This window comes from Verrucomicrobiia bacterium, from assembly GCA_036405135.1.
Classification (GTDB): Bacteria; Verrucomicrobiota; Verrucomicrobiia; order Limisphaerales; family JAEYXS01; genus JAEYXS01.
This window is the reverse complement of sequence record DASWYF010000020.1, coordinates 169076-195687: the sequence shown is the minus strand read 5'-3', so window position 1 is coordinate 195687 and position 26612 is coordinate 169076. Positions and strand designations below refer to the sequence as shown.

Annotated in this window: 27 protein-coding genes; 11 read left to right on the top strand and 16 right to left on the bottom strand. The window is 55.5% G+C overall.

The features are described 5' to 3' along the window. The first annotated feature begins 26 nt into the window (after nt 1–26). The 5 genes from VGH19_09465 (at nt 27) to VGH19_09445 (ending at nt 3868) form a co-directional block, all read left to right on the top strand. Nucleotides 27–506, top strand: a complete 480-nt coding sequence (locus VGH19_09465) for an SRPBCC family protein (protein HEY1171585.1) — start codon at nt 27–29, stop codon at nt 504–506. A 46-nt stretch (nt 507–552) separates the two neighbouring features. Then, nucleotides 553–861, top strand: a complete 309-nt coding sequence (locus tag VGH19_09460) for a hypothetical protein (protein ID HEY1171584.1) — start codon at nt 553–555, stop codon at nt 859–861. A gap of 79 nt (nt 862–940) precedes the next feature. Beyond that, on the top strand, nt 941–2782 hold the full coding sequence (locus VGH19_09455) for an N-acetylmuramic acid 6-phosphate etherase (GenBank protein ID HEY1171583.1): 1842 nt from the start codon (nt 941–943) through the stop codon (nt 2780–2782). Between the two features lie 21 nt (nt 2783–2803). Next, on the top strand, nt 2804–3535 hold the full coding sequence (locus tag VGH19_09450; protein ID HEY1171582.1) for a glycosyltransferase: 732 nt from the start codon (nt 2804–2806) through the stop codon (nt 3533–3535). Between the two features lie 3 nt (nt 3536–3538). Beyond that, entirely contained in the window at nt 3539–3868 is a 330-nt protein-coding gene (locus VGH19_09445; GenBank protein ID HEY1171581.1) for an antibiotic biosynthesis monooxygenase, read from the top strand. On the opposite strand, the gene VGH19_09440 is transcribed toward VGH19_09445, so the two are convergent. Together VGH19_09440 and coaD are read right to left on the bottom strand one after the other, a co-directional pair. Then, nucleotides 3856–4524 (bottom strand): hypothetical protein, encoded by a 669-nt coding sequence (locus VGH19_09440; protein HEY1171580.1) that lies wholly within the window; start codon nt 4522–4524, stop codon nt 3856–3858. The two genes, VGH19_09445 and VGH19_09440, sit on opposite strands and share 13 nt — an antisense overlap. Next, nucleotides 4481–4996, bottom strand: coding sequence for a pantetheine-phosphate adenylyltransferase (gene coaD / locus VGH19_09435; GenBank protein ID HEY1171579.1), 516 nt, complete (start codon nt 4994–4996; stop codon nt 4481–4483). The genes VGH19_09440 and coaD overlap by 44 nt, the downstream gene beginning before the upstream one ends. Before the next feature lie 281 nt (nt 4997–5277). On the opposite strand from coaD, the gene VGH19_09430 reads away from it, so the two are divergent. Continuing rightward, nucleotides 5278–8454, top strand: coding sequence for a VCBS repeat-containing protein (locus VGH19_09430; protein ID HEY1171578.1), 3177 nt, complete (start codon nt 5278–5280; stop codon nt 8452–8454). Nucleotides 8455–8592: 138 nt separating this feature from the next. Here VGH19_09430 and VGH19_09425 read toward each other — a convergent pair whose 3' ends face one another. The 8 genes from VGH19_09425 to rpmH all read right to left on the bottom strand — a co-directional run bounded on the left by VGH19_09425 (nt 8593) and on the right by rpmH (nt 14179). Next, on the bottom strand, nt 8593–9231 hold the full coding sequence (locus tag VGH19_09425; protein HEY1171577.1) for a lysophospholipid acyltransferase family protein: 639 nt from the start codon (nt 9229–9231) through the stop codon (nt 8593–8595). Between the two features lie 31 nt (nt 9232–9262). Further along, nucleotides 9263–9916, bottom strand: coding sequence for a (d)CMP kinase (cmk, locus tag VGH19_09420; GenBank protein HEY1171576.1), 654 nt, complete (start codon nt 9914–9916; stop codon nt 9263–9265). Between the two features lie 13 nt (nt 9917–9929). Then, nucleotides 9930–10763 (bottom strand): aldolase, encoded by an 834-nt coding sequence (locus VGH19_09415; protein ID HEY1171575.1) that lies wholly within the window; start codon nt 10761–10763, stop codon nt 9930–9932. A gap of 162 nt (nt 10764–10925) precedes the next feature. Beyond that, nucleotides 10926–11375, bottom strand: a complete 450-nt coding sequence (locus VGH19_09410) for a R3H domain-containing nucleic acid-binding protein (GenBank protein ID HEY1171574.1) — start codon at nt 11373–11375, stop codon at nt 10926–10928. Between the two features lie 51 nt (nt 11376–11426). Continuing rightward, nucleotides 11427–13277: a membrane protein insertase YidC gene (yidC, locus tag VGH19_09405; protein HEY1171573.1), complete on the bottom strand. Its 1851-nt coding sequence runs from the start codon at nt 13275–13277 to the stop codon at nt 11427–11429. Then, a complete protein-coding gene (gene yidD / locus VGH19_09400) occupies nt 13277–13642 on the bottom strand; it encodes a membrane protein insertion efficiency factor YidD (protein HEY1171572.1) in 366 nt (121 codons plus the stop codon). The genes yidC and yidD overlap by 1 nt, the downstream gene beginning before the upstream one ends. Further along, nucleotides 13642–14016 carry a ribonuclease P protein component gene (gene rnpA, locus VGH19_09395; protein HEY1171571.1) on the bottom strand — a complete coding sequence of 125 codons (375 nt, stop codon included), beginning with the start codon at nt 14014–14016 and terminating at the stop codon, nt 13642–13644. The genes yidD and rnpA overlap by 1 nt, the downstream gene beginning before the upstream one ends. A gap of 25 nt (nt 14017–14041) precedes the next feature. Further along, entirely contained in the window at nt 14042–14179 is a 138-nt protein-coding gene (gene rpmH, locus VGH19_09390) for a 50S ribosomal protein L34 (GenBank protein ID HEY1171570.1), read from the bottom strand. Between the two features lie 424 nt (nt 14180–14603). On the opposite strand from rpmH, the gene VGH19_09385 reads away from it, so the two are divergent. Further along, entirely contained in the window at nt 14604–16844 is a 2241-nt protein-coding gene (locus tag VGH19_09385; protein HEY1171569.1) for a redoxin family protein, read from the top strand. A gap of 156 nt (nt 16845–17000) precedes the next feature. Beyond that, nucleotides 17001–18458, top strand: a complete 1458-nt coding sequence (locus tag VGH19_09380) for a hypothetical protein (protein ID HEY1171568.1) — start codon at nt 17001–17003, stop codon at nt 18456–18458. Nucleotides 18459–18501: 43 nt separating this feature from the next. On the opposite strand, the gene VGH19_09375 is transcribed toward VGH19_09380, so the two are convergent. Next, complete coding sequence (locus VGH19_09375; protein ID HEY1171567.1) at nt 18502–21270, bottom strand: ATP-dependent DNA ligase; 2769 nt, start codon at nt 21268–21270, stop codon at nt 18502–18504. A 111-nt stretch (nt 21271–21381) separates the two neighbouring features. On the opposite strand from VGH19_09375, the gene VGH19_09370 reads away from it, so the two are divergent. Together VGH19_09370 and VGH19_09365 are read left to right on the top strand one after the other, a co-directional pair. Then, nucleotides 21382–21603 carry a type II toxin-antitoxin system ParD family antitoxin gene (locus tag VGH19_09370; protein ID HEY1171566.1) on the top strand — a complete coding sequence of 74 codons (222 nt, stop codon included), beginning with the start codon at nt 21382–21384 and terminating at the stop codon, nt 21601–21603. A gap of 26 nt (nt 21604–21629) precedes the next feature. Continuing rightward, nucleotides 21630–21941, top strand: a complete 312-nt coding sequence (locus VGH19_09365; protein HEY1171565.1) for a type II toxin-antitoxin system RelE/ParE family toxin — start codon at nt 21630–21632, stop codon at nt 21939–21941. Between the two features lie 30 nt (nt 21942–21971). Here the strand turns inward: VGH19_09365 and VGH19_09360 are convergent, their stop codons facing one another. Genes VGH19_09360 through VGH19_09350 form a run of 3 tightly spaced genes read right to left on the bottom strand, consistent with a single transcriptional unit; the run spans nt 21972 to nt 24937 of the window. Continuing rightward, the gene (locus VGH19_09360; protein HEY1171564.1) at nt 21972–22517 is read right to left on the bottom strand and encodes an SUKH-4 family immunity protein; all 546 of its coding nucleotides are present in this window, start codon (nt 22515–22517) and stop codon (nt 21972–21974) included. Continuing rightward, nucleotides 22514–24148 carry a TIGR03790 family protein gene (locus tag VGH19_09355; protein HEY1171563.1) on the bottom strand — a complete coding sequence of 545 codons (1635 nt, stop codon included), beginning with the start codon at nt 24146–24148 and terminating at the stop codon, nt 22514–22516. Before VGH19_09355 ends, VGH19_09360 begins: the two co-directional genes overlap by 4 nt. A 3-nt stretch (nt 24149–24151) precedes the next feature. Then, nucleotides 24152–24937 carry an MBL fold metallo-hydrolase gene (locus VGH19_09350; GenBank protein ID HEY1171562.1) on the bottom strand — a complete coding sequence of 262 codons (786 nt, stop codon included), beginning with the start codon at nt 24935–24937 and terminating at the stop codon, nt 24152–24154. Nucleotides 24938–25243: 306 nt separating this feature from the next. Between VGH19_09350 and VGH19_09345 the strand changes: the two genes are divergently transcribed. After that, entirely contained in the window at nt 25244–25537 is a 294-nt protein-coding gene (locus VGH19_09345) for a hypothetical protein (protein ID HEY1171561.1), read from the top strand. A gap of 52 nt (nt 25538–25589) precedes the next feature. Here VGH19_09345 and VGH19_09340 read toward each other — a convergent pair whose 3' ends face one another. Both VGH19_09340 and VGH19_09335 read right to left on the bottom strand, forming a co-directional pair. After that, nucleotides 25590–26039: a GNAT family N-acetyltransferase gene (locus VGH19_09340; GenBank protein HEY1171560.1), complete on the bottom strand. Its 450-nt coding sequence runs from the start codon at nt 26037–26039 to the stop codon at nt 25590–25592. 123 nt (nt 26040–26162) lie between these two features. After that, entirely contained in the window at nt 26163–26540 is a 378-nt protein-coding gene (locus VGH19_09335) for a hypothetical protein (protein ID HEY1171559.1), read from the bottom strand. Between the last annotated feature and the right edge of the window lie 72 nt (nt 26541–26612).

Genomic DNA, 26612 nt, shown 5'->3' with positions numbered 1-26612 from the left:
TACGAACCATTAAACCGATTTAGGATATGACTACCGATAATTTCCCTGCCGACCGCGAACTGGTCCTCACCCGTATCATCGATGCCCCGCGCGAGGCGCTTTACAAGGCTTGGACTACACCGGAACTGGCGAAGCAATGGTTCGCGCCGCTGCCTTGGACCACGCCGCACGTCGAGATGGATGTGCGTGCTGGCGGTTTCGCCCTCTTCGTCATGCGCAGTCCGGAAGGCGTGGATATGCCGAACCCCGGCGTCTATCTGGAAGTGATCCCGAACGAGAAGATCGTCTCCACGGATGCCTACACGAAAGCCTGGGAGCCATCCAGCCGACCTTTCATGACGCTCATCCTGACTTTCGAGGATGCAGGTAATGGGAAGACAAAATACACTGCCCGTGCGCGTCATTGGTCTGTGGAGAGCAAGGAAACGCATGAAAAGATGGGCTTTCATGTGGGTTGGGGTATCTGCACGGATCAATTGGAGGCGTTGGTGAAGAAGATGAAGTGATGCCTATCCACTTGTTTGTAGCGTCTGCATCATGAATACTTGATGAATGCCCTCAGAAGCCGAAGATTCATTCATAACAGTATTGATTGCTGAAACGACTGAATCCTTTCGGCGATCTGCGGTAGATACTGAAGGGCTGAAAGCCGCCGTGTTTCTCTTTGTCAACCGTGCGCGTGAAAACCGGATGGATGATATAAAGATGGCCGAAGTGTTGGGTATTTGTGTCGCACGTGCTGGGCTGTCGGAGAAAGACGAAGATTTCCTCACCGAATACCTTGAAGAAATTGCCTCTTTGACCCGAAACATCCCGCCCACTCCGTCTCAATCAAAACCTTGGTGGAAGATTGGGGCGTAAGATCGCGTAGTCATATCTAGCGACATGCATACTCCTCCTATCCGCTTGCCAGCCGCGCTAGGCTCGGAATACTCGGCGCATGCCGTCCAGTTTGTCCGGTCCATTTTATCTCGGTATTGAAGCAGGTGGTACTCGCACCACGGTTTGCCTCGCAAATGCGGAGGGTGAAGTCGTCGCGCAGCGTGAGGCCGGTCCGGCCAATCTCCGTTTGCTGACGGGTGAGCAGTTGCTGAAACATTTTCGTTCACTGCCCACCTTGCCGGAAGCTCCCGCTGCCATCGGTGTTGGCATGGCGGGAGCGCGCACGGCGGCAGATCGTGAACGCATTGTGAAAGCAGCGGCGCAAGTGTGGCCGGGTGTGCCGTGCCACGCGACGAATGATCTGGAGACCGCCTTGCTCGCGGAGCCGGGGAGCCAATCCAAAAAGCCTTTGCCACGCGTACTCGTTTTGAGCGGCACAGGGTCATGCTGTTTCGGCCAGGCACCGGATGGCACCACGGGCAAAGTCGGTGGCTGGGGGCACATCCTTGGTGATAAGGGCAGCGGTTATGAGATCGGTCTGCGTGGGTTGAAGGCGTGCGTGTATTACCTCGATCGTGATGGCGAGTGGTCCGGCCTCGGCCAACGCATCTTACGTGCACTGCAACTGAATGAGCCGAATGATTTGATTGGCTGGGTGCAGCAGGCGCCGAAGAATGAGATCGCGGCACTAGCCATCGAGGTTTTCGCTGCCGCACAGGATAAGGATGAGATTGGTCGCGATATTCTCGAAGGCGCGGCGAACAGTCTGGCGAAGGATGCGGTCGCGTGCGCGAGCAAGCTCGCCAAGAAGACTGCACCAGTGGAATTTCTACTCGCCGGCAGCGTGCTGGTGAAGCAGTCGAAGTTTGCGGATAAAGTGGGCAAGCTCATCAAAGAACGCTGGCCGAAGGCGGTGGTGTTGAAGCAATCGCGCGGTGGCGCGTTCGGCGCGATTGAATTAGCGAAGCGTTTGGCTGCGACGGGTAAAGTAACGGCTTCCTCGGCGAAGAAAGTTTCTGCGCTCAAAACGAAAGCGGTTCTCTCGCCAGTCCCTAAATCATCGGCACTATCGCCCACGGAGCAGCGCAATCCACTCTCCACGAATCTGGAAGAGATGCCGATTGTGGAGGCGGTGGAGCTGATGCTGTCGGAAGATGCGAAGTTGCCCGCTGCCATTTTGCCGGAGAAGGAAAAGATCGCGCAGGTAATCGCTTGGACGGCGAAGGCATTTAAACAAGGCGGGCGGCTCTTTTACGCAGGTGCGGGAACGAGCGGTCGTCTCGGCATCTTGGATGCGAGTGAGTGTCCGCCGACGTTTCGCACACCACCGGAGTGGGTGCAGGGCATCATCGCGGGTGGTCAACGCGCCATCTTTACCGCCGTGGAGGGCGCGGAAGATGATGTGCAAGCAGGTGGGAGGGCAATCGAGTTTCGCGGCATCACCAGCAAGGATGTGGTGGTGGGCATCGCGGCGAGCGGACGCACGCCTTTTGTTTGGGGCGCATTGGCGGAGGCGAAGAAGCGTAAGGCGAAGACCGCGCTCGTCTGTTTGAATCCGCATCTCATCATTGAACCGAAATTCAAACCAGATGTGGTCATCGCCCCGCAGATCGGAGCGGAGGTGCTGACGGGTTCCACTCGTTTGAAATCCGGCACCGCAACGAAGCTGATCCTGAACATGTTCACCACGCTCGCGATGGTGCAGACGGGGCGCGTGGTGGGAAACCTGATGGTGGACCTGAACCCCAGCAACGTGAAGCTGCGTGATCGTGCAGCGCGCATTGTCGTGGAACTCACCGGGGCAAAGTATGAGGACGCGCTGGCGGAACTGGAGCGCAACGGGTGGAATGTGAAAGCGGCGCGTGATACATTAAGAAAACAAGCGCCCCGTAAATCGTAATTCCAAAATCGTAAATCTCCCGTGGCCATCAAAATCTCCATCATCGTTCCAGCGTTCAACGAAGAGAAGTTGATCGCGCAATCGCTTGAGGCGATGAAGGCGGCGGCGAGTGCTTTCACCGAGCGCGGTTGGGAATGGGAGTTGGTGGTGTGCGATAATAACTCGAAAGATCGCACGACGGAGATCGCCCAAGCGGCTGGGGCGCGCGTTGTATTTGAGCCGAAGAACCAGATTTCTCGGGCACGCAATACGGGTGCTTCCATCGCGCGGGGTGAGTGGTTTCTTTTTGTGGACGCGGATTCGCAACCGAGCAAGGAATTGCTCGGTGATCTGGCGGATACGATTACAGCCGGTCGCGCTCTTGGGGGTGGTGCAGCGGTGAAGCTTGATCAGGATATCGGACGAGCGGGCATGCTGGCTGATTTGTGGAACAAGCTCAGCCGCTGGCAGAAATGGGCGGCGGGTTCGTTCGTCTATTGCGAAGCGAATGCGTTTCGTGAACTCAATGGTTTCAGTCTCGAATTGTATGCGAGTGAGGAGATCGAGTTCAGCCAGCGTTTGAAGAAGCTCGCGAAAGCGCGTGGGCGTGAAGTCATCATTCTGAAGAAATATCCGCTCATCACTTCGGCGCGGAAGGCGCATCTGTATTCGAAGAAAGAGCATGTGCGCTTCATGCTGCGGACGATCTTTAGTCGCGGGAAAACGCTGAAACAGGCGGAGACAGCGGCGATCTGGTATGATGGCCGGAGATGATTTATGTCTGCCACCTCATTCGCCAAGACGCCGGAGCCGCCGTATTACGCGGTGATCTTCAGTTCCGTGCGCACAGAGGGTGATCGCGGGTATGATCGCATGGCAGTGCGTATGGTGGAGTTGGCGGCGACGATGCCGGGTTTTCTTGGTGTGGAGTCTGTGCGCGGCGCGGACGGCTTTGGCATCACGGTCTCCTATTGGCGTTCGGAGGAGGATATCAAGCATTGGAAAGCGCACACGGAGCATCAGGTGGCGCAGGAGACGGGCAAGAAGGTGTGGTATGAGAACTACGCGCTGCGCGTGGCGAAGGTGGAGCGGGCTTACGGCAAGTGAGCGGCTTTTTCGCGCCAGTGCGTGATGGCTTTTTGCAGGTTCAGTCGCGCTTTGGTTTCGTAGCGCTGGAAGAAGTGATCGGTGTGGTAGATGCGCTCGCGTTTTAAAAATTGTTCCAGCACTGCTGCCCGTCCATGGCAGAAATCTTTTTCGGCGACCCACGCATACTCTTTACGGATCTGACGTTCGTATTCGGCGAAGGCTTCGGTGTCTGAGCCTAAGATGCTCAAGTCCACATCCACGAGTAGTTTTTCTTCGCGCATCTGCGGGATGGCTTTGTGTTGCGTGATGAGAATCAAACGAACCACTTCCGCTATGAGCAGTTCAGGCAAGGCGGCTTCGCGAGCGCACAGGGCAAATAACTCGGCGCTTTGCTCTTCGTTGTCTTTCGCTTTCGGATCGTAGACCGCGTCGTGGAACCAGATGGCGAGTTCTACGGCCTTGCGGTCAACGCCTTCGGTTGAGGTTTCATCGAAGGCCTTTAGGCAGGCGGCGATGTGCGCCAGATTATGATAGGCGCGCACAGGTTCGCTGTAGCGCGTGAGTAGCATTTCCCAGACGGCGTTGGCATCGCCTTGCCAGCCGAGGGAGCGGGTGAACTTCAGCCAGCGTTTACGCAGAGCGGCGTTCATGGAAGCGCTGGAGGAGGCGGTCATAGACGGGTTGCGGGACGTATTCGCGTACAATGCTTTCCCAACCAGCGGGACCGATGAGGCCCTTCACCATGCTGGAGCTGATCTCGGCGATGCCACGCGGCGGCATGAGGAAGATGGAGGTGATCTCTTTGTTCAGATCACCGTTGATATTGCGCATCACGCGTTCGAATTCGTAATCACTCTCGGAACGGACACCGCGCAGGATGAAACCGGCTTTCAACGATTCCGCATATTTGATTAGGAACTGATGGCCGAAGGTTTCGACTTTCAGATTCTTGAACTGCTTGGTGGAGGCGCGGACCATTTCGGCGCGTTCTTCGATATCGAAGGTGTAGCGTTTGTCCGGGTTCACGCCGATGCCGACGATGAGGCGATCGAAGACTTTCACACCGTGCTCGATCATCCAGAGATGGCCGATGGTCAGCGGATCGAAGCTGCCCGCATACACGCCTACGCGTAATGTTTTCCCCATGGGCGGAGTGTGGCGAAACGGGTGATGGAGGGAAGGATATTTCTTTGAGCTGGCATGTAGGCCGGACACGTCACGACATATATAGCCAGTAGACATTCTCACCCCTCACCCCGGCCCTCTCCCCGTTGAGGGGAGAGGGAGAACATTTAGGCCCTGCTTGTGAAATTGGTTCGTCTCGGCCATGTGCATGTAGGTCAAAGACTGACATGGATATCGGACAAAGACGGATTTTGTGTTTCAGGAAATGAGACGAGTGTAGCGGCAATATGAATAGAAGGCGCATGTCGTATCGTGCCTTGCACAGATGGTTGCCGGACCGCGCTAAAGGCGTCGCAGGTGTTGCCCTATTGCTGGGCTTGGTCTTGCTGGAAAAGAGTCCATTGCACGCTGGTGAATTGGCCTCTTTTCCCGCAGGCACAGGTGGCTGGAACATGGGCACATTGGCCGTGGGCAATGTGACGGGCAATTCCACGCCGGAAATCATTGTGCCGTATCGCACAACGGGCGGGCTCTGGCATCTGGATGCGTTTCAACCGAATGGCACGAGGCTCTCGGGTTTTCCCTATGGCGGCACGACGCAGGAGATCAATGTCTCGCCGACCTTGTATGATCTGGATGGTGATGGGCTGGAGGAGATCATTTTCACTCAAGGCCACAATGTCATCGCTTTGCGCGGAAACGGAACGGTGTTGTGGTCCACGACTGTGAATTATTCCAATTACGTGCCAGACAGCGGGTTCATGGCGGTGACGAACGGGTTCTATTGGAGCAATGGCGGCGGGTTCATCTCGCGTCTGCCCAGCACGGCGGTTTTTTCTTCGCAGGTCTCTAGTCCCATCGTGGCGGATATCAATGGCGATGGTGTGAAAGAAGTCGTCACGGCGTGGAAGATTGATCCGGACAGCGCGAGCAATCATCAGGATTTCAATCCGTTCATCAATGACATCTGGGGTTCGGGCGAGTGGGGCACGATGGGTGAGGTATGGTCCGGTGGCGTGATGTTCTTCAATGCGCAAACGGGACAGAAGAATTACACGTATCATTTGCATCAGCTGGTGGAGTCCGGGCTGGCGCTAGGACGTGGTGATGCAGGTGCTTCGCTGAAGACGTATGTATTGAACGACAGCGACAGCGTGGCCGCGTTTGATGCTACGAAACCGCATGGCTTGCATGGCAACGGCAACCTGCACAAACAATTCGGCAAGAACCAGCGGCTGATCACGGGTTCGTATCAACTCGGCGCGGACATCTACGCGGTGGACATAGATGGGGATGGATTGGATGAAGTGCTCGTTGGTTCTACGCAATCGAATCCTTTGTGGCAGCCGAATGAGACGATACTGGATGACGATGGCACCGTGATGTGGCGGAAGTGGAAACCGGCGGTGACGATTCCGGTCACGCAATGGCAGAACAACTCGTGCATGATCCCGGTGAATCCGGATCATGATAACCGCATCGATGTGCTGAGCTTCACGCACGCGCACGAGATCGCATTCCGTTCTTGGAACGGAGTGGAGCTGGTGGATCGCTCTGGCTGGCCGAAGAATTTTTATCCGCAATTGCCCACGCCACCCGTAGTCGGTGATGTGGATGGTGATGGTGCAGAGGAGATTGTCATCGGCACATATGATCCGGCGAATGCTTCGGTCAATGGCACGTTGTATGTGTTCGCTTTGGATGGGTCGGTGAAGAATTCCGTGAGTGTGGCAGGTGGATTGAAGCACATTCCTACATTGGCAGATGTGACGGGGGATGGCGGAGTGGAGGTGATCTATCGCTCGTTGGCCGGGCGAGTTTATATCCAGAACTTTGGGGCGAATCGCACGGGACTTGTTTCTTGGGCGACACATCGGAGCAACCAGAAGCGCGATGGAAATCTGGGTGTCTCGCTTTATCCGGCGGGCACACCGGTCATTACGCAGAAGGACGGCGGATATCGGCGTGCGAGTTTTTCATGGAGCATCACCGGTTCGGCTTTGGCCTGGCGCATCTATCGGGCGGAGAATCCTGATGGGCCGTTCACTCCGATCATCACCTTGACCGGGGATAAACGGGCGCACACGGATTATCTGCTGAAGGCGGGTTCACAATACGTTTATGAGGTGGAGGCGGTGTATGCGGATCGCTCCGTGCGTTCGGCACCGTTCGCAGTGCTGTCACAGATGAACGGCAATCTGCTGACGAACGGCGGTTTCGAAGAGAACAGCGAGAGTCATTGGGACAAGTGGTTCACGGGGGAACTGAGCTGGACGAATATGATGACTACGGCGAGTGGTGTGTATGGCGGGCGCTCGGCGATGCAGGTGAACCTAACGAATCACACTAGCAACGGCACCATCTCGCAATACGGCCAGTATGGCACGCCGGATGGGAATATGCCGGTCGTCAGTGGACAGCTCTACAGCATGGGCGGTTTCTTTAAGAGCAAGGGGCTGTCGCAGCCGTCGGAGCATTGGTTGGAGTGGAGTTCCACAGTAACTGCGGAGAACACGAATGCACGTCCGGCGCGGCCATGGCCGCTTTATTTCACACCACACTTCACCATCGGCACGAATGCGACGGAGTGGACGTATGCGAACCGGGCATTTGTGATGCCTGCGGGTTTTCCGAATGCGGAAGTCGGTGCGCGTTACACGGTGAATGGAGCAACGAGCGGTTCATTCATGATGGATGACGTGTTCTTCCGGGCGATGCCTTCGCCGAATGATGCGAACTGGACGGAGCTGCTGCCATTGGGTGCGACTTGGAAGTATTCTGTGATGACACCAGCGAGTGATTGGTATGCGCGCGGCTTCAATGATAGCGCGTGGTCTTCGGGCAAAGCCAAATTGGGCACAGGTGGCGGGCCGCGTAATATCGTGACATCCATCACACCACAGAAGGATGCGTATTATTTCCGACGCTCATTCAATGTGCCCACGGAAATGTTTGAAGAGTTTTTGCTCTCCGCCACTTGCACGCGCGGAGCGAATGGCAAGGCGCTGGAGATTTATCTGAACGGTGTGAAGCTGGTGACCTCGGGCATCGATACGGTGAGCGATCAGGGGAATGATGTTTTGTATTACGACCTCACGCCGTTCATCGGGCTACTACAACCAGGTGAGAATGTGATCGCTGTGATGCTGAATAACGTGTGGTCATCGTGGGATGATGTGGCATTTGACCTGCGCTTGCAGGCGATGAGCTACGCACCGACGACGGCAAGTTTTGACAACATCATCTGGAAGACAGGCTTGATTGATCAGCTCTTGGGTGTGGAATTGGAGATGATCGTTCCACCGAAGAGCGTGTGGAGATTGGAGTCGAGCGATTCGCTTTCTTCACCGAACTGGCAACTCATGGAGGTGATCAATGATCGGCCAGAGGGTTCGTTCACCGTGCGGGATATCGGACAAGGGGGACGCGTGCCGCCGTTGTTGGCGCCGAGAAGGTTTTATCGGTTAAGTCCGTATTGAGATCTGGGAACGCTCTCTGAGTCGCAGCAACATCAAACAATCCGGGGTATTCGAAAATACGGCAGGACAAAACTGATGCGTTATCTCATGTCTGCTTTGCTCAGGTGACCTGCTGCGACTCGGAGAGTCGCGCTCCACTTAATCTGCCTTTGGTTCCAGTTTGGCGATTTCAGCCATGAGCTGATCGGCGACTTCCTGGTAAATCTCTTTGAGGCGCGGCTTGGTGCAGGTCTTGGCTTCTTCGCGCAAGGCTTCGAACATCATCGGCTTGCCGTATTTCACCATGACCGGCTTCATGCGTGGAAATTTCAGGTGCCGACCATAAGCCTCGAACGCACCAAAGATGCGCACGGGGACTACGGGTGCGTTCGATTTGATGACGGTGAGGCCAATGCCAGAGCGCGCAGGTTGCAGGTTGCCATCGCTAGTGCGCGTGCCTTCCGGAAAAAGCGTGATGCCGCCGCCCGCGAGCAGACGATCGAGGATGATCTTCAGGCCTTTAGCGCCACCGCCATCGCGGTCCACGGGCACCGCCGTGAGCTGGCGCAGATACCAGCCAACTCCAGGGAAACGAAAGAGAGATTCGCGCGCGAGATAATTGATCTGGCGCGGGATGGAGCATCCAATAAGCGGCGGATCGGCGAAACTGGCATGATTGGAAGCGAGAATCACTGGACCTTCCAGCGGCACGCGCTCGACATTGTAGATGCGCCAACGGAACCACAGCTTGAACGCAAGGCGACCAGAGTGCCACGTGATTTTGTAGATGGTGTTCACGCAGTTAAATGGTCGCGATGCGATCGGCCTGTCACTTCTTCAACTCCGCCTGTTTCTTGTGAAACTCGGCGATGATGCGGTTTGAGGTGTCCTCGGGGGTCTCACCTGAGTTGTTGATGAGCGTAGCTCCGAGGGCGATCATGAGTGGAGCGGCCTTGCGTTGACTGTCGCGCTTATCGCGTTCCGCGAGGTTCTCCTGCACGCCATCAGCTTCGCGACGGCGGTTGCGCTCTTCCAACGAAGCATCGAGGTAGAACTTGAAGTTCGTCTCAGGGAAAACATTGGTGCCGATATCGCGACCTTCCATCACGAGGTTGCCGAACTGGATGCACTCGCGTTGCTTCAGCTTCATCCAGTCGCGGACCTTAGGGCCAGCGGCGACTTTCGGAACGGCGGCGCTGGTCTCGGAGGTGCGGATCTCTTTTTCCGGATAGTAACCTTCCACCAGCAGACGTGCGTGACCCTCTTGATTCACGAGCGTGGTCTTCCATTTGCGGATCGTGGATGCGACGGCCTTTTCGTCATCCACATTCACACCGTTCTTGAGGCAGTACCAAGCGAGGGTGCGATACATGGCACCAGTGTCCACGTAGGTGTAACCGAGTTTTTTGGCGATGAGCTTGGAGTTCGTGCTCTTGCCGCTGGCGCTGGGGCCGTCGATAGCGATGACAATCGGTGATTCCATGTAATACGAAAAACTAAGCTTTGATGAATTTAGCGGCTTCGGTGGCGGATGTGCCTTCGTGGACGATGGCCATCAGCGCCTTCGTCATGCCTGCCGGATCTTTGTGCTGAATAATGTTACGGCCATAGACGATGCCATGTGCGCCTTGGCCCATGAGCTTCTCGGTGCGCTCGAGGATTTCCTTGTCTGCCGCTTTGCCGCCACCGCGTACGAGAACGGGAATGCCACCGGCAATCTTCACGACTTGGTTATAGACGGAGACATCATCTGTAGGGTCTGCCTTGATGATGTCCGCACCGAGTTCCACAGCCTGACGGACGAGCGGGAGGATCTTATCAAGATCGCCATCCACCATGTAACCGCCCGCCTTCTGGTTCGCTTGAAATACCAGCGGTTCGATCATCAGCGGCATGCCGTAGCGATCGCACTCGGGTTTGATACGGAGAATATTTTGGATGCACTGATCGGTGACCTCGGGTTGTTCCGGGATGCGGAAGAGGTTCACGACAACACAGGTGGCATCAAGGCGCAGGGCTTGCTCCACCGGTTGCTCAATCATGCGGCTGAACAAAGTGCGCGGAAGCTGAGTGCCATAGACATTGGCCACGTCCGTGCGGAGAACGAGCGCGGGCTTGAGCTTGCCGGGAATGGATTGCAGATGGCGTGCTTGACCAACGGTGAGCTGGATGGCGTCGGGATTGGCGGCCACAAGCGTCTTCACGCTTTCATCAAGGTCTTCGATGCCTTGGAGGAAACCGCGTTCATTGAAGAAACCGTGGTCCACGGCGACATCAAAGCAACGGCCAGACTTGGCATTGAACAAACGGTTCAGGCGATACGATTTCATAAGCGCAGGGAATCCTCTAACCGCAATGGCGGAGAACGGAAAGGAGAATATCTGGGTGGAGGGAAAGTTTAACGGGAATGAAGCAAAGTTGAGATCATCCCCAAACAAAAATCCCCGCCCAAAATATCCTTTGGAGCGGGGATAAATTTGGTTTTGGATTGCTTAACGTTTCGGGCGCAGGATCACGACTTTCTTCGTCGTTCCTTCCACTTCCACGCTGTGCGTTTCGATATCCGGATCATCCTTGATCGCGTTGTGCACGATGCGACGGTCGAAGGGGCTCATCGGCTCCAGCTCCACGATGTCACCCCAGCGGCGCACCTTCTCAGCAGCGTCCTTGGCCTTCTTCACCAGCGCATCGCGGGCTTCCGCGCGGTAACCAGCCACGTCCACCATCACCTTTGGCGCGGCGGCATCCTGGCGGATGAGCAGGCGGTTCACCAAGTATTGGAGCGCGCCAAGGGTCTGGCCTTGGCGACCGATCAGACGCCCGGCGTCATCTGCCTTCACATCTAGCAGGAGGACGTCATCCAGTTGATGCTCCTCCACCGTGGCGGGAAAGCCGAGGTGGCCGAGCAATTGTTCCAAAGTTTCCTTAGGTTTCGCTGCCATAAGTAAGTTTGTCTTTAGCGTTCTCGAACTCGACTCGTTCCGCGAGCCTATTTATTTCTTGGCCTTCTTCACCGGAGCGACCGGGCCTTTGTTCTCTTCACCCGCAGGCTTCGCAGGCTCCGTGTTCGTCATCTTGGTCTGCAAGATCGTGAGCAGGTTGTTCGTCGTCCAGTAGAGCGCCAGACCGGCCGAGTAATTATACAGGAACAGCAGGAAGAACAGCGGCATATACTGCATCATCTTCTGCTGCACCGGATCCATCGTGGGCGATTGCGGCGTGATGCGTGCCTGCCAGAACATCGTGACACCCATCAGCAACGGCAACGGATTGATCGGCAAACCGTAACCCGCGATGCCGATGAACGGCAGCCAGCCAAGGCCCGGAATGACAGCAACCGTATCCGATTGCGAGAGATCCATCACCCACAGGAATTCCGCACCGCGCAACTCGATCGCCGTGCGCAACATCGTGAAGAAACCGAAGAACACCGGGATCTGCAGCAACATCGGCAGGCAGCTTCCGAACGGGTTGATCTTATGCTCACGCCACAGTTCGAACTGCTTCTGCGTCAGTTTCTGCGGATCGTCCTTGTACTTCTCCTGTATCTTCTTCAGCTCCGGCGCCAGTGCCGCCATGCGCTTCATCGATTTCGTGCTCGCATGGGTGAGCGGCCAGAACACCAGCTTGATGATCACCGTGATGGCCACGATCGCCCAGCCGTAGTTGAAGCCCCAGGAAACCAGTTTGTTCATGGAGAGCAACAGCGCCTTCGCGAAGAAGCCGAAGAACCCGCCGAACTTCATCACCAGATCCAAATTCGTGTTCTGCTTCGCGGTAGCGATCTTTGCGAGCATGTTATACTCACGTGGACCGCTGAAGAGATCATACTCCCGCTCGATCACGCCATTCCCGGCAAGGATAGATTCGGGGTAAACAAAACCGCTCTGATAACCGTGGGGGTGAGGCAGGGCGCGGCGGTCCTGCGCTTTCTCTTCGGCCGTGGGCGGAGGCAATTCAACCCGCCTGGAGATGAACTGCGCGGCAGGATCTTTCGGGATCGCTGCCATGGTGAAAAACTGGTTGTTCACCGCCGCCCAAACTATCTTCCGTTCCGGAGTGGCGGAATATTCACTGCGCGGCTTGCCGCCGAAGCAACCGAGGAAACTGTTCGCGAACCATCCGCCATCGTAGTGATGATCCTTTTCTCCATCGTAGTAGATGAACCCCATCGTCTGCTCCGCCTCATGCGCGGTCTGCGGTGTCGCCGTGCCGAAGATGAGCGTTTGCGCTGGCAGACGGATCGGCTGGGCCGTGCGATTCTCGATCCGCACCTTCGTATGCAGCATGTAATTCGTCCCCGGCGTAAACTCCTTCACGATGTAGAGCTCGTTCCCCACCTGTTTTTCGGCGCGGATCGCATTCCCCGTCTTCGTCAGCTTGAAGATACCGTCCCCTTCGATCGCCAAACCGCCCAGCAACGCCATCGCGGGCACCGGCGCTTTCGTGTTCAACGTCGCGTACTTGTTCGTATCCGCCCCCGTCTTCGATCCCACTGAATGCGCATATTTCGTCAACTCTACCAGCTTGATGCCGCCGCCGTGCGAGGTGAACGTGTATTGCACATCACCTGCCACCAGCACTTCCGTCTGCTCCGGCGTGTTCGGCGCTACGAGCAGATTGGACGCTGGCGTAGCAGCAGTTGCCCCTGAACTGGCAGGCATTGCCGAGATGGATGCGGCATTCGTGGATGAAACGGCGTTTGTCCCGATGTTGCCGGGCGCATTGGTCGTGCCCATCGCCGTGGTTTGCGGCGATGGCGGCCAAATCGTGCGCGTGAGGGGAAACCATGCGACCAAAAGGCACGCCGAGATGATTACGATGATGAGAGATTTACGATCCATTAGCTAGAAGTCGGACGAGGTGCAAAAGCCGGACCATGTACCGGTGCCGTCACTGCCACCGGTTTGTCCTGATGATGTTGGGCGTGATCGCCCCCGCAGCCACAATGCGGCTGACCATTTTTCTTGGAAGGTACGGGATCGAATCCAAATGATCCCCACGGATTGCAGCGCAAGATGCGCTTGAAGGCCAGCCATGAACCACGGAACGCGCCATGGATTTGGAGAGATTGCAGCGCGTATTCCGAACAACTGGGATTGAACCGGCACAAGCCGTTCGGATTGAAGAGTTGCGTCAACACCGGAGACAACAGCCAGCGATACAGCCGGACGATGCCTATCAATAAGTGTTGCAGCCACACATGCATCAAGACTCTTTCAACAAGCCCGCCCGGCGAAGAACAGTGACATAATCACGCTCCACCTCCTGCTGGCTTTTGCCCACGATCGATGCCCGCGCCACCAACACCATCTCCACGGGCGATTTCAAGATACCCCGGTTCAACCGGAAAGTCTCCCGCATCAATCTCCGGGCGCGATTACGCACCACGGCACCGCCAATCTTCCGGCTCGTGACCACGCCTAAGCGTGACTCACCGTCCTCCGGCAAAACCAGCCAGTTCGCGATCAAACAGCCATGAACCAGCCGTTTACCACCCTCTTTTACCCGGCGAAACTCATGCCCCAGCCGCAAACGAGCGGACCGGGGCAAGCCAAGCGCCTTGGGGCGATCTTCGGCCATATATACGGCCAAAAGAAAAAGAGAATTAGACCGGAGTCAGGCGCTTACGGCCCAAATTACGGCGGCGGCGAAGAATCTCACGACCGCTCTTCGTGGAATTGCGGCTCAAAAAACCGTGCTGCCGCTTGCGGCGCATCTTCGAAGGTTGATACTGGCGTTTCATGCGTCTATCTCTCGATTTAAATGTCTGTGGCTCAAGCCACTATGTCCGGCCAGCAAGCCCGCTGATCCCGACACCCCGCCATAAACGGAGCCGCAGAGACTACCAGTGAACTCCCACCTGTCAAGCGCCACCCAACACTTCGCACTCATAGAACGCCCGTTGATCCGCATCTGACACTGCAGTAATCACCTTCCATTAAGATGTTTAACCGCCAAAAACGCAGATTGTTTGATTGGAAATACCGTATAAGGCATTTCCCTCCCTTCGGAACGCAGAACACTATAAGACTGACGTTCGATTCTTTCCCCCCTCCGCTTCTCATTCTCCGGCCTGAGTCGAGCCTTGCTTGCAAATAGTCCTCCATAGTGAATCATGGGGTTCAGTTTCCATGAAACCAGATACTTTTTCAGACGTCTTCAAGGGCATGAGTCGAGTTAAGACAATGCGGAAGGTGTTGGCGGTGGCCAGTTTGGCCGGAGTGGCGGTCATTGCTGGACTGTCTGTGCACGGGCAATCTGTGGGGGATCTGGAAAAGCGTTTTCGTGAGCTGGACAAGGATAAGGACGAGAAGCTCACCACGCAGGAACTGACGGACAAGGAGTGGTTCGCCCGGCTCGATAAGGACAAGGATGGTATTGTGGCACTCCAAGAGGTGCGCGATTACACAAAGGCGATGAAATCGATCGCCAAGGCTGGTGCCAATGGCGAAGGCCTGTTCGTGATGCTGGATCGCAACGGCGACGGCAAACTGACTCGGGATGAGCTGCCGCGTCCGGAGACCTTTGATCAACTCGATGTGAATGGCGATGGTGGTGTGACTTTGGAAGAGGCGAAGACTGTTCTGGCGAATGTGAACGCGATGCGTGGCAAGGCGAAGTCCGTGGTCAGCGCACCGAAGGAATCTCCGCGTGAAGGTCCGAAGCAATTGAAAGGGAGCGAAGTCGGCGTAGGCCGGATGGTGCCGGATGTAGCTTTCACAGATGTAAACGGGAAAGCAGGCAAGCTGAGTGATCTCAAGTCCGGAAAAGCGTTGGTGATCGCCTTCACCACCACTTCCTGCCCAGTGGGGAAACGCTACTCCGCTACACTGGCGAAGCTGGAGAAAGAGTATGCGGCGAAAGGAGTGACATTCCTCTACGTGAATCCGACCGAGACGGATACGCTGGAGAGCATCCGCGAAGATGTGAAGGCACACGGGTTCAAGGGCCGTTACGTGCATGATAAGGCAGATGCCTTCCACCACGCATTACACGCGAAAACGACGACAGAGGTATTCGTGCTCGATGCCGCCCGCACCTTGATCTATCGCGGTGCAATCGATGATCAATATGGCTTGGGCTATTCACGCGATGAGGCACGCGACACTTATCTCACGGATGCTTTGAATGCATTTCTGAAAGGTCAGGTTCCTGAGATCGCGGCTACGACTGCGCCCGGCTGTGCGCTGGAGGTAAAGGAGTCTGGATTGAAGTTTGAGTTGACCACTTATCACCACCAGATTTCACGCATCATGCAGAACAACTGCGTGGAGTGCCATCGCAAGGGCGGCGTAGCTCCGTTCGGCCTGGAAACGTATGAAGAGGTGAAAGCTCATGCAGGCATGATCAGCAAGCAAGTGGAACGCGGTGCGATGCCGCCGTGGTTTGCCACACCCGCACCACATGGCGAAATCACGCCGTGGGCGAATGAGCGTTCATTGACCGAACTGGATAAAATGACGCTGCTGAACTGGCTCAAGAGCGACAAGCCGGTGGGCAATCCTGCCGATGCGCCGATCGCGCGCACGTATCCGGCGGAATGGCTGATCGGTGAGCCGGACCTCGTCGTGCAAATCCCCCAGCCTATCGTCATCAAAGCCACGGGCACGATGCCTTACTCGAACATCTCGGTGGAGACGGGTCTGACCGAAGACAAGTGGGTGCAAGGTTTCGAGATTCAACCGACCGCACGCGAGGCGGTGCATCACGTGCTCGTCTTCGTACGTCCACCGAAAAAACCGGCAGGCAGTGATTCCTTCGATGACGAACGCGCCGAGCGTGACGGCTTCTTCGCTGCTTATGTGCCGGGGAATAGTTCACAGGTCTATCCTGCAGGCATGGCGAAGAAATTGCCCGCCGGTTCACGCCTGCATTTCCAGATCCATTACACACCCACGGGCAAAGCGACCACCGATCGTATCCGCGTGGGTGTTGTCTTCGCCAAGGAAGAGCCGAAGCATGTCGTGCAAGTGGCGGGCATCTCGAATCCGTTCATCAACATTCCTCCCGGAGCGGCGAATCATGCGGAGACGGCGCAGATCAAGGTGCCGGCAGATGTGCATGTGTTCCAGTTCATGCCGCACATGCACTTGCGCGGCAAGGCGGCGAAGTATGAGGTCATATATAATGACGGCACAAAGAACACCTTGCTTGATATCCCGCATTATGACTTCAACTGGCAGCTCGTCTACCGCCTTGCAGAACCACTGTTCATCCCGGCTGGCGCGACGATCAAAGTCACGATGACCTATGACAACAGCGCGGGCAATCCGGCGAATCCCGACCCGAACAAGAACGTGCGTTGGGGCCAGCAGACGTATGATGAGATGATGCTGGGTTATATCGCTTACTATACGCCGAGTGACCGGCCGATGACAGGGAAGAGCAAACAGCAGGCGGCGCGCTGAGAGCAAATACCCGGCACCACATATAAGGCTATCTGCCTTCGTTTGTCAGATCACCGAGAAGAGCCCTGCAAATCAGGCGCATCTCAGACCATCTGCATCTAGCAAAGACAAATTCCCTGTTGCGGGAAAAAATGGCGGGTGCAAAAATCAAGTTCCATGAATACTCGGCCATCACCTGCCTTAAAGCAACAGGGCGGATGGTCAATGATCGTTTCCATGGTTCTCTTTATGGCCGGGGTGGCTTTTCCCGAAAGCCTGAAATTTGATACCCAGCAAGTTCCGGCTTACAAAACCAAGGCCAAAGCCGGAGATCCCCAGGCCCAGTTCTTTTTAGCTGTCGCCTTCGAGACTGGAAAGGGAGTGGAAAAAGATCTGCCGGAAAGTTTTCGTTGGTATCGTCGCTCGGCGGAAAGCGGCTTGGCCGAAGCTCAACACAATCTGGGGCTATGCTTTCAGGAAGGAAAAGGTGTTCAGGAGGACAAGCCTCTGGCGGTAGCGTGGTTTCGCAAGGCCGCCGAGCAACGCCACGCAGCTTCACAACTTATGCTTGGAGACTGCCTTTATCACGGCATCGGAGCGGCTAAGGATTACACCGCCGCAGCGCGCTGGTTTCATCTGGCCGCCGAGCAAGGCAACCGCACCGCGCAAGCCAACCTCGGCAGTTGTTACGGCAATGGACACGGTGTGCCGCAAGATTTCTCCGAAGCTTTTAAATGGCATCGCCAAGCGGCGGCACAAAACGTAGCCGCTTCGCAATTGCTCGTGGGAAACAGTTACAGCTTCGGCAAAGGCGTGGTGCAAGATGCGGAAGCCGCCGTCCAGTGGTGGCGGCTGGCCGCGGAACAAAATGTCGCCGAAGCCCATTACCGCCTGGGCAATGCCTATTATGAAGGCATCGGCGTGCCGAAGAGCTTTGAGGAAGCGTATCAGTGGTATCGCCGCGGTGCGAACCAGTCGTATGCGCGCGCTCAATACGCGCTCGGTGCGCTTTATTTCCATGGCGAGGGCGTGACCAAAGATTTCGTGGAAGCCGTGAAATGGTACCAACTGGCAGCGAATCAAGGTGATGATAGCGCGCAATTCTCCCTGGCCAATTGCTACTCTCACGGTGAAGGCGTGAAAAAAGATGGAGCCGCCGCCATGAAGTGGTGGCTGAAAGCCGCTGAACAGGATTATACGAAGGCCCAGCATAACCTTGCGCGCGCTTACGCCACGGGAGAACACACGCCCAAAGACGAAGCCGCCGCCACGAAATGGTATCTCAAGGCCGCCGAACTGGGACTGGCGGAATCCCAACAGGCCATGGGCACACGGAACCGCACGGGCATAGGCGGGCCCACCAATCACCTGGAAGCCGTGAAATGGTTTCGCCTGGCTGCTGAGCAAGGCGATGCCCTGTCTCAAACAATGCTGGGCGTGAGTTACGGTTATGGACAAGGCGTCAAAAAAGACCTGGTAGAATCCTATGCGTGGTTCAGCATAGCTGCTCAGAAAAACGAGGACGCCGCCAAAAACAAGATCGCGGTGGAGAAGAAACTTACGCAAAAACAGCTCGCGAATGGAGAAGCTAGAGCCGATGAATTACGGGCTTTGATCAGGCTGAAAAAGCCCTGACCGCCATCTTGCTGTTCTGATTACGGGTGAAATTTCCACCACTTCAACCTTCCTCCTTTTTCGCCGGTAACAACCTCCGCGCATTCGCCACCGTATCGATTTCTTTCACCGTCTTATCCGTCCTGATCCGCTCGATGCGCGGGAACCGCATCGCCAGTCCGCTGGTGTGCCGGTCGCTCTCTTGCAACGCATCAAACGCGATCTCCAGCACCACCTCCGGTGTCACCTCGTGATAGCGGCCACGCTGGCGGATGACATGCTTCAGGAAATATTTCGTGAGTTCAGCGATCTCCACATCTGTCAGGCCGCTGTAAGCTTTGCCAATTGTTTTCAATTCACCGGTCGCATCATCACGGACGGCAAAGGTGTAATCGCTCAAGACCTCTTTGCGTTTACCATGACCCCACTCCGCGCCGACCACTACGCAATCGAGCGTCGCCAGTGCCTTCTTGAGTTTCAGCCAGGAGAGCCCGCGTCTGCCAGGGGAATAGAGGCTCGTCGGGTCTTTGATGATGAGCCCTTCATTATTGCGGGCACGTGCGGAAACAAAGGCCGCTTCAATTTCTTCCTGTTGCTCTGCTTGAGTGACCAAAGCCAGTTGAAATGCTCCGGTAGCTGCCTGAAGTTTTTCCAATCGCTGGCGTCGTTCAAGCAGCGGCAGATCCAGTAATGTCTCCCCATCCTGCCAGAGCAGATCAAAGGAGATGAAACGGATGGGTACCTCTTCGTGCATGAAAAGATCGCTCTCGCGGCGGCCTAGGCGCTTCTGCAATTCACCAAATGACAATGCCTGCTCACCTCGCATCGCGAGCACTTCGCCATCGAGAATGAAATTTCCCTCTGCGCGGCGAAACTTCTCCACCAGTTCCGGAAATGTCGCGGTGATAAGTTTCAAATCACGTGAATACAGTTCCACCGCGGAACCGCTCTTATGCACCTGACAACGAATGCCGTCATACTTGTCCTCCAGCCACGCGACATGGAGCGCCGGGTTCTGATGCGGCTCGGCGGAATCTTTGACTGGCTCTCCCCATTCTACTACACGCTCCCATACATCCGCCGCTGTCTTCTCTGGTGAAGCCAGCATGCACTTCACTGGTCGCAACGGCACCAAGCCCGCTGTTAGCAAACGCCCAGCCTGCGCCAGTAAGGATGTCTCGCCAATGTCACCCAAAAGCAGATTCGCACGTTTGATTTCGTCCACCGTCGCTGAAAAAGCCCTTGCAACTGCTTCCTCTACCAAGCCTTCCTTCAGGCCGATCCGCAAATCGCCAGTCAGGATTTTCACCAGATACTTCGCCTCGATGGCTGTGCAACATTTCAATGTGTCGATGAGCAACGGTGTCTTGCCCGTCGGACCGCGCGCGGCGTGTAATTGCTGGAATAACTGCGCGATGTCCTCCAATGACCACGTCGGATTCGGACGTGTTATGTGCGAGAAGATTTCGAAGACAGTTTCCCCCGTATCACTGTGTTTCAGATACACTTGACGAAAACGCGCTTCCGGCAATCCCGCCACCGCACACACCGCCGCCCGGATAATGGACCACCCTAAATGCAACACCTTGCCCGTGCCTGGTCCAAATGCCTGCCCTGTGAACCAAGTCGCCACACTCGACAGATCTGAACCCGTCAATGTCGCCAGATAATTCGCCAGTCGTTCCGTCTTCTCCAATTTCTTCGTAGTCGCTCCGACATACTGGGATGTTTCCGCGAACCGCAAGAAACTCACATCGTGCGACACGCTTTTTCCCGACACGCTCTGCACCAGTGAAACGGGCATGATGAGTTTTTTGGGCGCATCCATCTCCAACTTGAAAGAGAGCTGCTCGCTTTCACTCAATGCCTGCGCATCGAAACCCAAGTCTCTCAAGGTCTGTGCAAAATCCGCCGCAAAGCCATGCAGTGTATAAACGCGCCGGGGAGCCACACGCTTCACGAACTCGATGAGGTCGGGAAAATCCGCATGATCGCTCAAGGGAAACGCCGCATCGCACTGCGATTGATAACGGCACCCGGGATCGATCGCCCAGCCCGTAAGCACCGCAGTGCGGATGACACCGACTTGACGCAGCAATGCCGAGCGATTCGCATTCGGCGGACAGACCAGCACCTTGCCGCGGGCCGTTGCTGCATCAAGTTTTTCGTAAGCGGGAAAAACGTGCCCGAGCTGTTCGTAGATCTTCGTCAGCTTGTGCACTTGCGGATGCAGCATAATGGGCAGGCCCGAGCTCGCGAGTCCGCTGAGGATTTCCTGGCTCTTGCCGAGCGAGTAGCCGAAGAGGACGGGCGTCTCGTCATTATCCACCGCCTGCTGGCAGAAGCGCACGATGCCCTGCATCACCTCAGCCGTGGGCGGGAACTCATACTTCGGCTGCCCATACGTCGTCTCCATGATAAGCGTGTCTGCTGTGCATGGCTCACACGGTTCCGCAGAGAGACCGCGACGCAATTTGAAATCTCCGGTGTAGAGCAACGAACCACTCTCAGCCTCGATCAATGACATCGCACTGCCGAAGATATGCCCCGCCGGCAGGAGTGTAAGGCGGTAACGTTCCTCAGCTTCGCTGAACTCGCGTGATTGATGATATGGAAGACGATGTTCCAAGCGTTCACCACCGATACGTGCTTGCATAAGCAGCGCGGTGGCTTCACTGAGGATCACTTCGCGATGCGCACCGGTGTGATCCGAGTGAGCGTGACTGACAAAAACTTTTTCCGGCCCCGTCTTGGGGTCATGCGGATCGAGCCAAAGATTCAGCCGTGGCAGGAAGATGCCACCACGATGGAACTGAAACTCGAGCGCTGACATGAGGGCAACGTACAGGCGGGAACGAATCAGTCAAATCTGACAAAGCCAGCTGTATTCTGAAGATTTTCAGCTGCCTTTGACAGAGTGGTGGGAACCAAGTAATTTTCAGAAATGAAAGTTTCGCTGACACCACATCAGGAGAAATTCATCGCCAAGAAGATGAAGACGGGCGGTTATGCGACTGAAGATGAAGTGATCCGCGAAGCACTTCGTGTCTATGAACTGGTCGAGCATGAGGATTACGATCCTGAACTTGAAACAGCGCTGCGACATTCTTTGCGGAGTTCCTTGAAGAAATACCGGCCTAAACACTTTGCGTCTTTGGCGAAATAAGCTGCAGATTTCTCTGTTAATATCCGATGGAGATATTCGTCAGGCATGATGCAGAGCTGGATGCGATAGCTTGTTTTGAATACATCGGTGAACGCAATCCTGCTGCGGCTGTCCGCTTTCTAGCAGCGGTTGACCAGACGGTTCTTGGACTCGCTATGCATCCTCTTAAAGGCCGACTTCGGAAATTTCGCGGTGAGGATTTAAAAGGAATACGTTCATGGCGCGTGGATGGATTCGAAAATCATCTGGTTTTTTATCGTGTAACAGAGAGCCGGTTGGAAATTTTACATATCAAGCATGGGGCCATGAGATTTCCAAAAGCTTTGGGAAAGATGTAATCTTCTCCGCTTCATTGTCGCAACAGCAAATCAGCCATACGTCTTCATATCCTCCAGCACTGCCTGCCACCAGCCCCCGTTGAAACCGCGCTCATCCACTTTTCTCATCCATTCCTCGGCGATCCTGAAAGACTCGCCCTTTGGAGTGTCCTTGTCCTGATAACGCATCCAATGAAGACGGCACTCCGCCAGAAAGACGACCATGTAGCGGAGCTTGGAATTGATGAACGCCTCAGCATCATCGCCAAGCTCGAAACTGATGACACATCCATCCCGCTCGCGATCTATCGCAAAGAACCAATCATCCTTTTCATTGAGACAAACGAGATGTCCAGGCCATGCATAGGACGATAGCGGCTTTCCCTTCAGATAATCCTGCAAAGTGGGGAGCTGTCCTGCCAGATTAAAACTGATCTCCAGTTCCTCCACGATAGGCACACCGACCGTGCAGAGAAACTCCGCATCCAGCGGCTCGATTCCTGCCCTCAGAACTGTCTCGCGATCCAGACGCCGCAGTTCATCAGCACGATACGCGGCCCTGACTGCGGCCGCCAAGTTATCCAGACTTTCGTTCACTTTGGTTGCAGCGCCTTCTGGCACTTCTCCACCACTTCAGTGCGTTTCGCCTTTTGAGCGACAGGCAGCAGCTTTTGATAGAGCCCCATCATGTCCGGATAATCGGGATACAATCTTTCGATCTTCAGGTAAACATCCACGGCTTCAGTGGATTTCTCCAAAGCTGCGAGGGTATCTGCCTGCGCGAAGAGCAACCGCAGTTGTTGTTTCTTGGTGGGCTTTAAATCGAGCGCCAGGGCATAGGCTTTCGCTGCCTCTTCCGGTTTCTTCTCCAGCATCCACAAATCCCCCAGCTTTTCCTGCAACACATTGCTGGTGCGCGTAGTCGCAGTTTGATTCAGGTAACCGATCATCTCCTTCGGAGTCGTGCTGCGCACCAGATTCAGGTTCACGATCTTGAGATGCGACCACTCGATGAGCGGATTCTCTTTGGTCATCAATTCCGCATGACGAATCTCTGGCCCCTTGACCATCGGCCGATAGAGCGGATCACCGATCACCGTAGTCTGCCAGGAAAGCACGGGCGAACCCGCATACGCCGCTTCACCGAAACTGAACCGGTTGTGCAACCAGCGCACCGCAAAGGTGCCGATGTCCGGTGTACCGCCAAGGTAAGGTTCATAGACACATCCCATTGTCGCCGTGACACCTTTGGCCAGGAGCGGCCCGACCCAATTACGATTCGTGGCCCGGATGGAATCCGCGCTGAAAGAATGCAGATGATATGCAAAAGCACCCGGCAAAAACTCCGCTTCCCCCCAGGCAAACGGACCGGAAAGATTTCCCTCATACCAACCGAAGTAGAAACCGACCTGACTCATAGGAAATGCAGCCGGAAAAGTCTCAGGCTTGTTATCAATGATAGTTTCCCAGCCCAGTTTGCTGGTCACTTCGCTAGCCTGTCTGATCCAGTCATCACCCTGTTTGTATTCACCCTCCTTGATGTTTCGGAGATCGATGTATGAGCGTCCCCATAGACCGTCTTTCTCCGCTTCCAACGCTTTATCGACGAGTCCTTTTGCGATTGCCTCACTTGGCCCATCCAAACGCGTGACCATCAAGATGCCGTTGGTGGGATGCAGCATCGCACTATTCGTAATGCCGTAGAAAGGACTGTTCAATGGGCCCGTGATGGAAAGGTTGCGCGTCTTCATGGGCAGCAAAGACAACTCGCTATCCACCGCCGCATAATTTTCTCGCAAAGCCTCGGGAAGTTTTTCGATACCAGCTTCAACCAGTCCCACCGCTTTGGAAATCTTCACCGGCACACCATAGCAGAGGACTGCATAACGGATTTTCGCTTCAGCCACGGAGGGTGCGATGATGGTAGCATCAGCCGCATCTGGTCGTAGCGTGATGAGTTTCTTCGCCAGCAATGCCCTCCACAACGGTTCCTCAAGTTCCTTCTTATAATCCTCACGCGTGATGATTTCTTCGCGGGAAAGATGCAGGGCGATGATCTGTTCCTTGGGCACCTGCCGTTTCTCAGCGTAATACTCCGCGACACGTTTGGATTCCGGGGAGCGATCATTGTAGACCACCACCACATCAGCACCGCTATCCGCATGAACGAACGGGGCGGCTGAACCGATGAGCAACACCAACAAAGTTTTAAGGATTCGAGCAGACATGGTTTAGCCTTCGATCGAGATGGTTAGACCGTCATATGCCAATTCCACGCTCGGCGGGAGTTCCGCTTGGTCGATGTCGTGGTCATAATCATGTGTCAAATGCGTGAGCAAAGTACGACCGGCCTGGATGCGTCGGGCGGCAGTCAGCGCTTCATCCAGGCACATATGCGTCCAGTGCAGCTCTTTCCGCAGCGCATCCAGCACCACTACATCCACTCCACGCACGGCCTCAATCGCGACCGGCGTGACTTCTTTGCAATCGCTAAAGTATGCGAGCTTTTTCCGGCCATTTTGTTCAAACAAAAATCCGCTGGTCGTCATCCGTCCGTGCGGCAGGTCAAATGGCGTGATTTTCAGATCACCTACTTCAAATGGACCTTCGACGATGTGCGGCTCGGGAATGAAATAGGTCTTGTACCATGGACCATCATGGAAGGCGTAAGAGTAAACACGCTTGAGATCCGCCATGGTCGCCGGACTGGCATAGATAGGTAGAGCGCCACCACGCAGATCGCAGAAACGGCGGCAATCGTCCAATCCCATGATGTGATCTGCATGGGAATGGGTAAAGAGAACTGCATCTAACCACTTGATGCCCGCGCGGAGTACTTGCGTACGAAAATCCGGTGGCGTATCCACGGCAATCTTCACCTTGTCCGTCGTCACGTAAATGGCCGAGCGCAACCGATGATTCTTGGGGTTTGCAAGGAAAGCGGGCGGATAATCCTTGCCGATGATGGGCACACCTTGCGAAGTGCCCGATCCTAAAAATGTAAACTCGAACGCCATGTCCCCTCTTGTACAGCATGGGGAGACGGGGGGCAAATAAATGACCTTTGAGGCTGCGAAAGTGCCCATCCAGTTGCACAGAGGGCCAAAGACTCGGCTTTTGATCCCTCAAGGCTGTAAAGGCGGCACGGATTCACAATCGGCTTGCAGGCACGTAGCGATACCGTGCAAAAATCCGGAAATGACAATTTTGTCACATATTGTCTCGACTCCACACCATGTTCAATTAACCCTGTAAACATCGGCTTTCGGGCTGCCTTGGGGCGGGGCCGGTCCTTGACTGCAAACAGCAAATTTTAAGAAGTTTTGAATCGCGACAGTTACACGCAATTGTTGGGGGATCTGCGAACTCAGATTAGAGCGGATACCGCTATCGCCATTGGCCTCTATGATGAGCGGCGTGCCCATGCGGATGTGCAGCTAAAAGCTATCGCCGCGTATCAAACCGTCATTCCCAAACTGCCCCAGCACCTTGAGAGCCTGACGGATGCCGTCCATTCCTTCTACAGCACGAACAGTCACCGTGGCTGGTCCCAGCAATTCGCCCTTCGCGATCTCGAAAAAATGGAATCCCTCTGGCCTGTTCAGGAAAATCACTGATTTGGCCCGGCCCCGCTCGTGGTTTTCCGCCGCAGAAGCCATCGCACCTTTCTCATACCGCCCGGCTCCAGGTCTGCCTCCCGTCCAGCACAAATCCGAGCCGCGCATAAAGCGTCGCCGCTTCCGGATGCCGCTCATCCACCTCCAGACGCAACCGGTTTATCCCTTCCGCTGGCAACTCATTCATGATCTCCTTTAGCATGTGCGCGCCCGAGCCTAAACCGCGGAACTCCGGCAGCACAAATAGCTCGTCGAGCAACCCCACCCGTCCATCGAACTCCAGCGCAAAATAAAAAGGTATGGAGGCATACCCCACCATTCGTCCTTCCTTCTCCGCACACCACAGGCCTCCCAGATCCCGTCTCCCTATGAACTCTTTCAGCAGTCGCCTTTTCTTCTCCGTATCCCATGCAAACCCGAAGTGCGCGTAGAACTGCTCCACCACCGGCAGCAATTTCTCCACGTCATCCACTTTCGCTTTTCGCACATCCAGCACTCGCATAGTATGTGCGTAACGTTCCTGCTTCTTCCTGATGTGTCCAGCGTCGTCCTTGATTCGTTGAAAGGTTAAAATAGTTAAATCGTAAATCGTTCCACCATTTAACGGTCTTAACTTTTTAACGTCTTAGGCCGCCATCCGTTCTCCCTCCGCTATGATCGGTTCCGGCATCACCATCGGCATCGCCACCTTCACATCATCCACATCCGGGATGCGGCTTACGAGAGGCGGCGGCAGGCGCAGCAGAGAGCACAATGTCGGATTCACGATCCACATCTCGCGGATCACCGGTTCGCCGGGCTGATACCCGATGCTGTAGCGGCCTGGCTCGCGCAAGATCCATCCGCGCAAGAGCAGATCGCCCAAATCAGGGAATCCGGCCATCTCGATATCGTTTGCGCGTGGCCGTCCCAAGCGACGGCAAAACACGTGCGCCAGTTCGATCAACATGGTGTGACGCAACGCCTCCGGAAGTTCATTCAGGTTCATGGTAGGTTTCAGCATCTCAGTTCCTTCTCTCATTCGCTATGGGGTCTGTGCCCGAGCAGAGCCGCCACCATGGCCGCTTTTCCACCG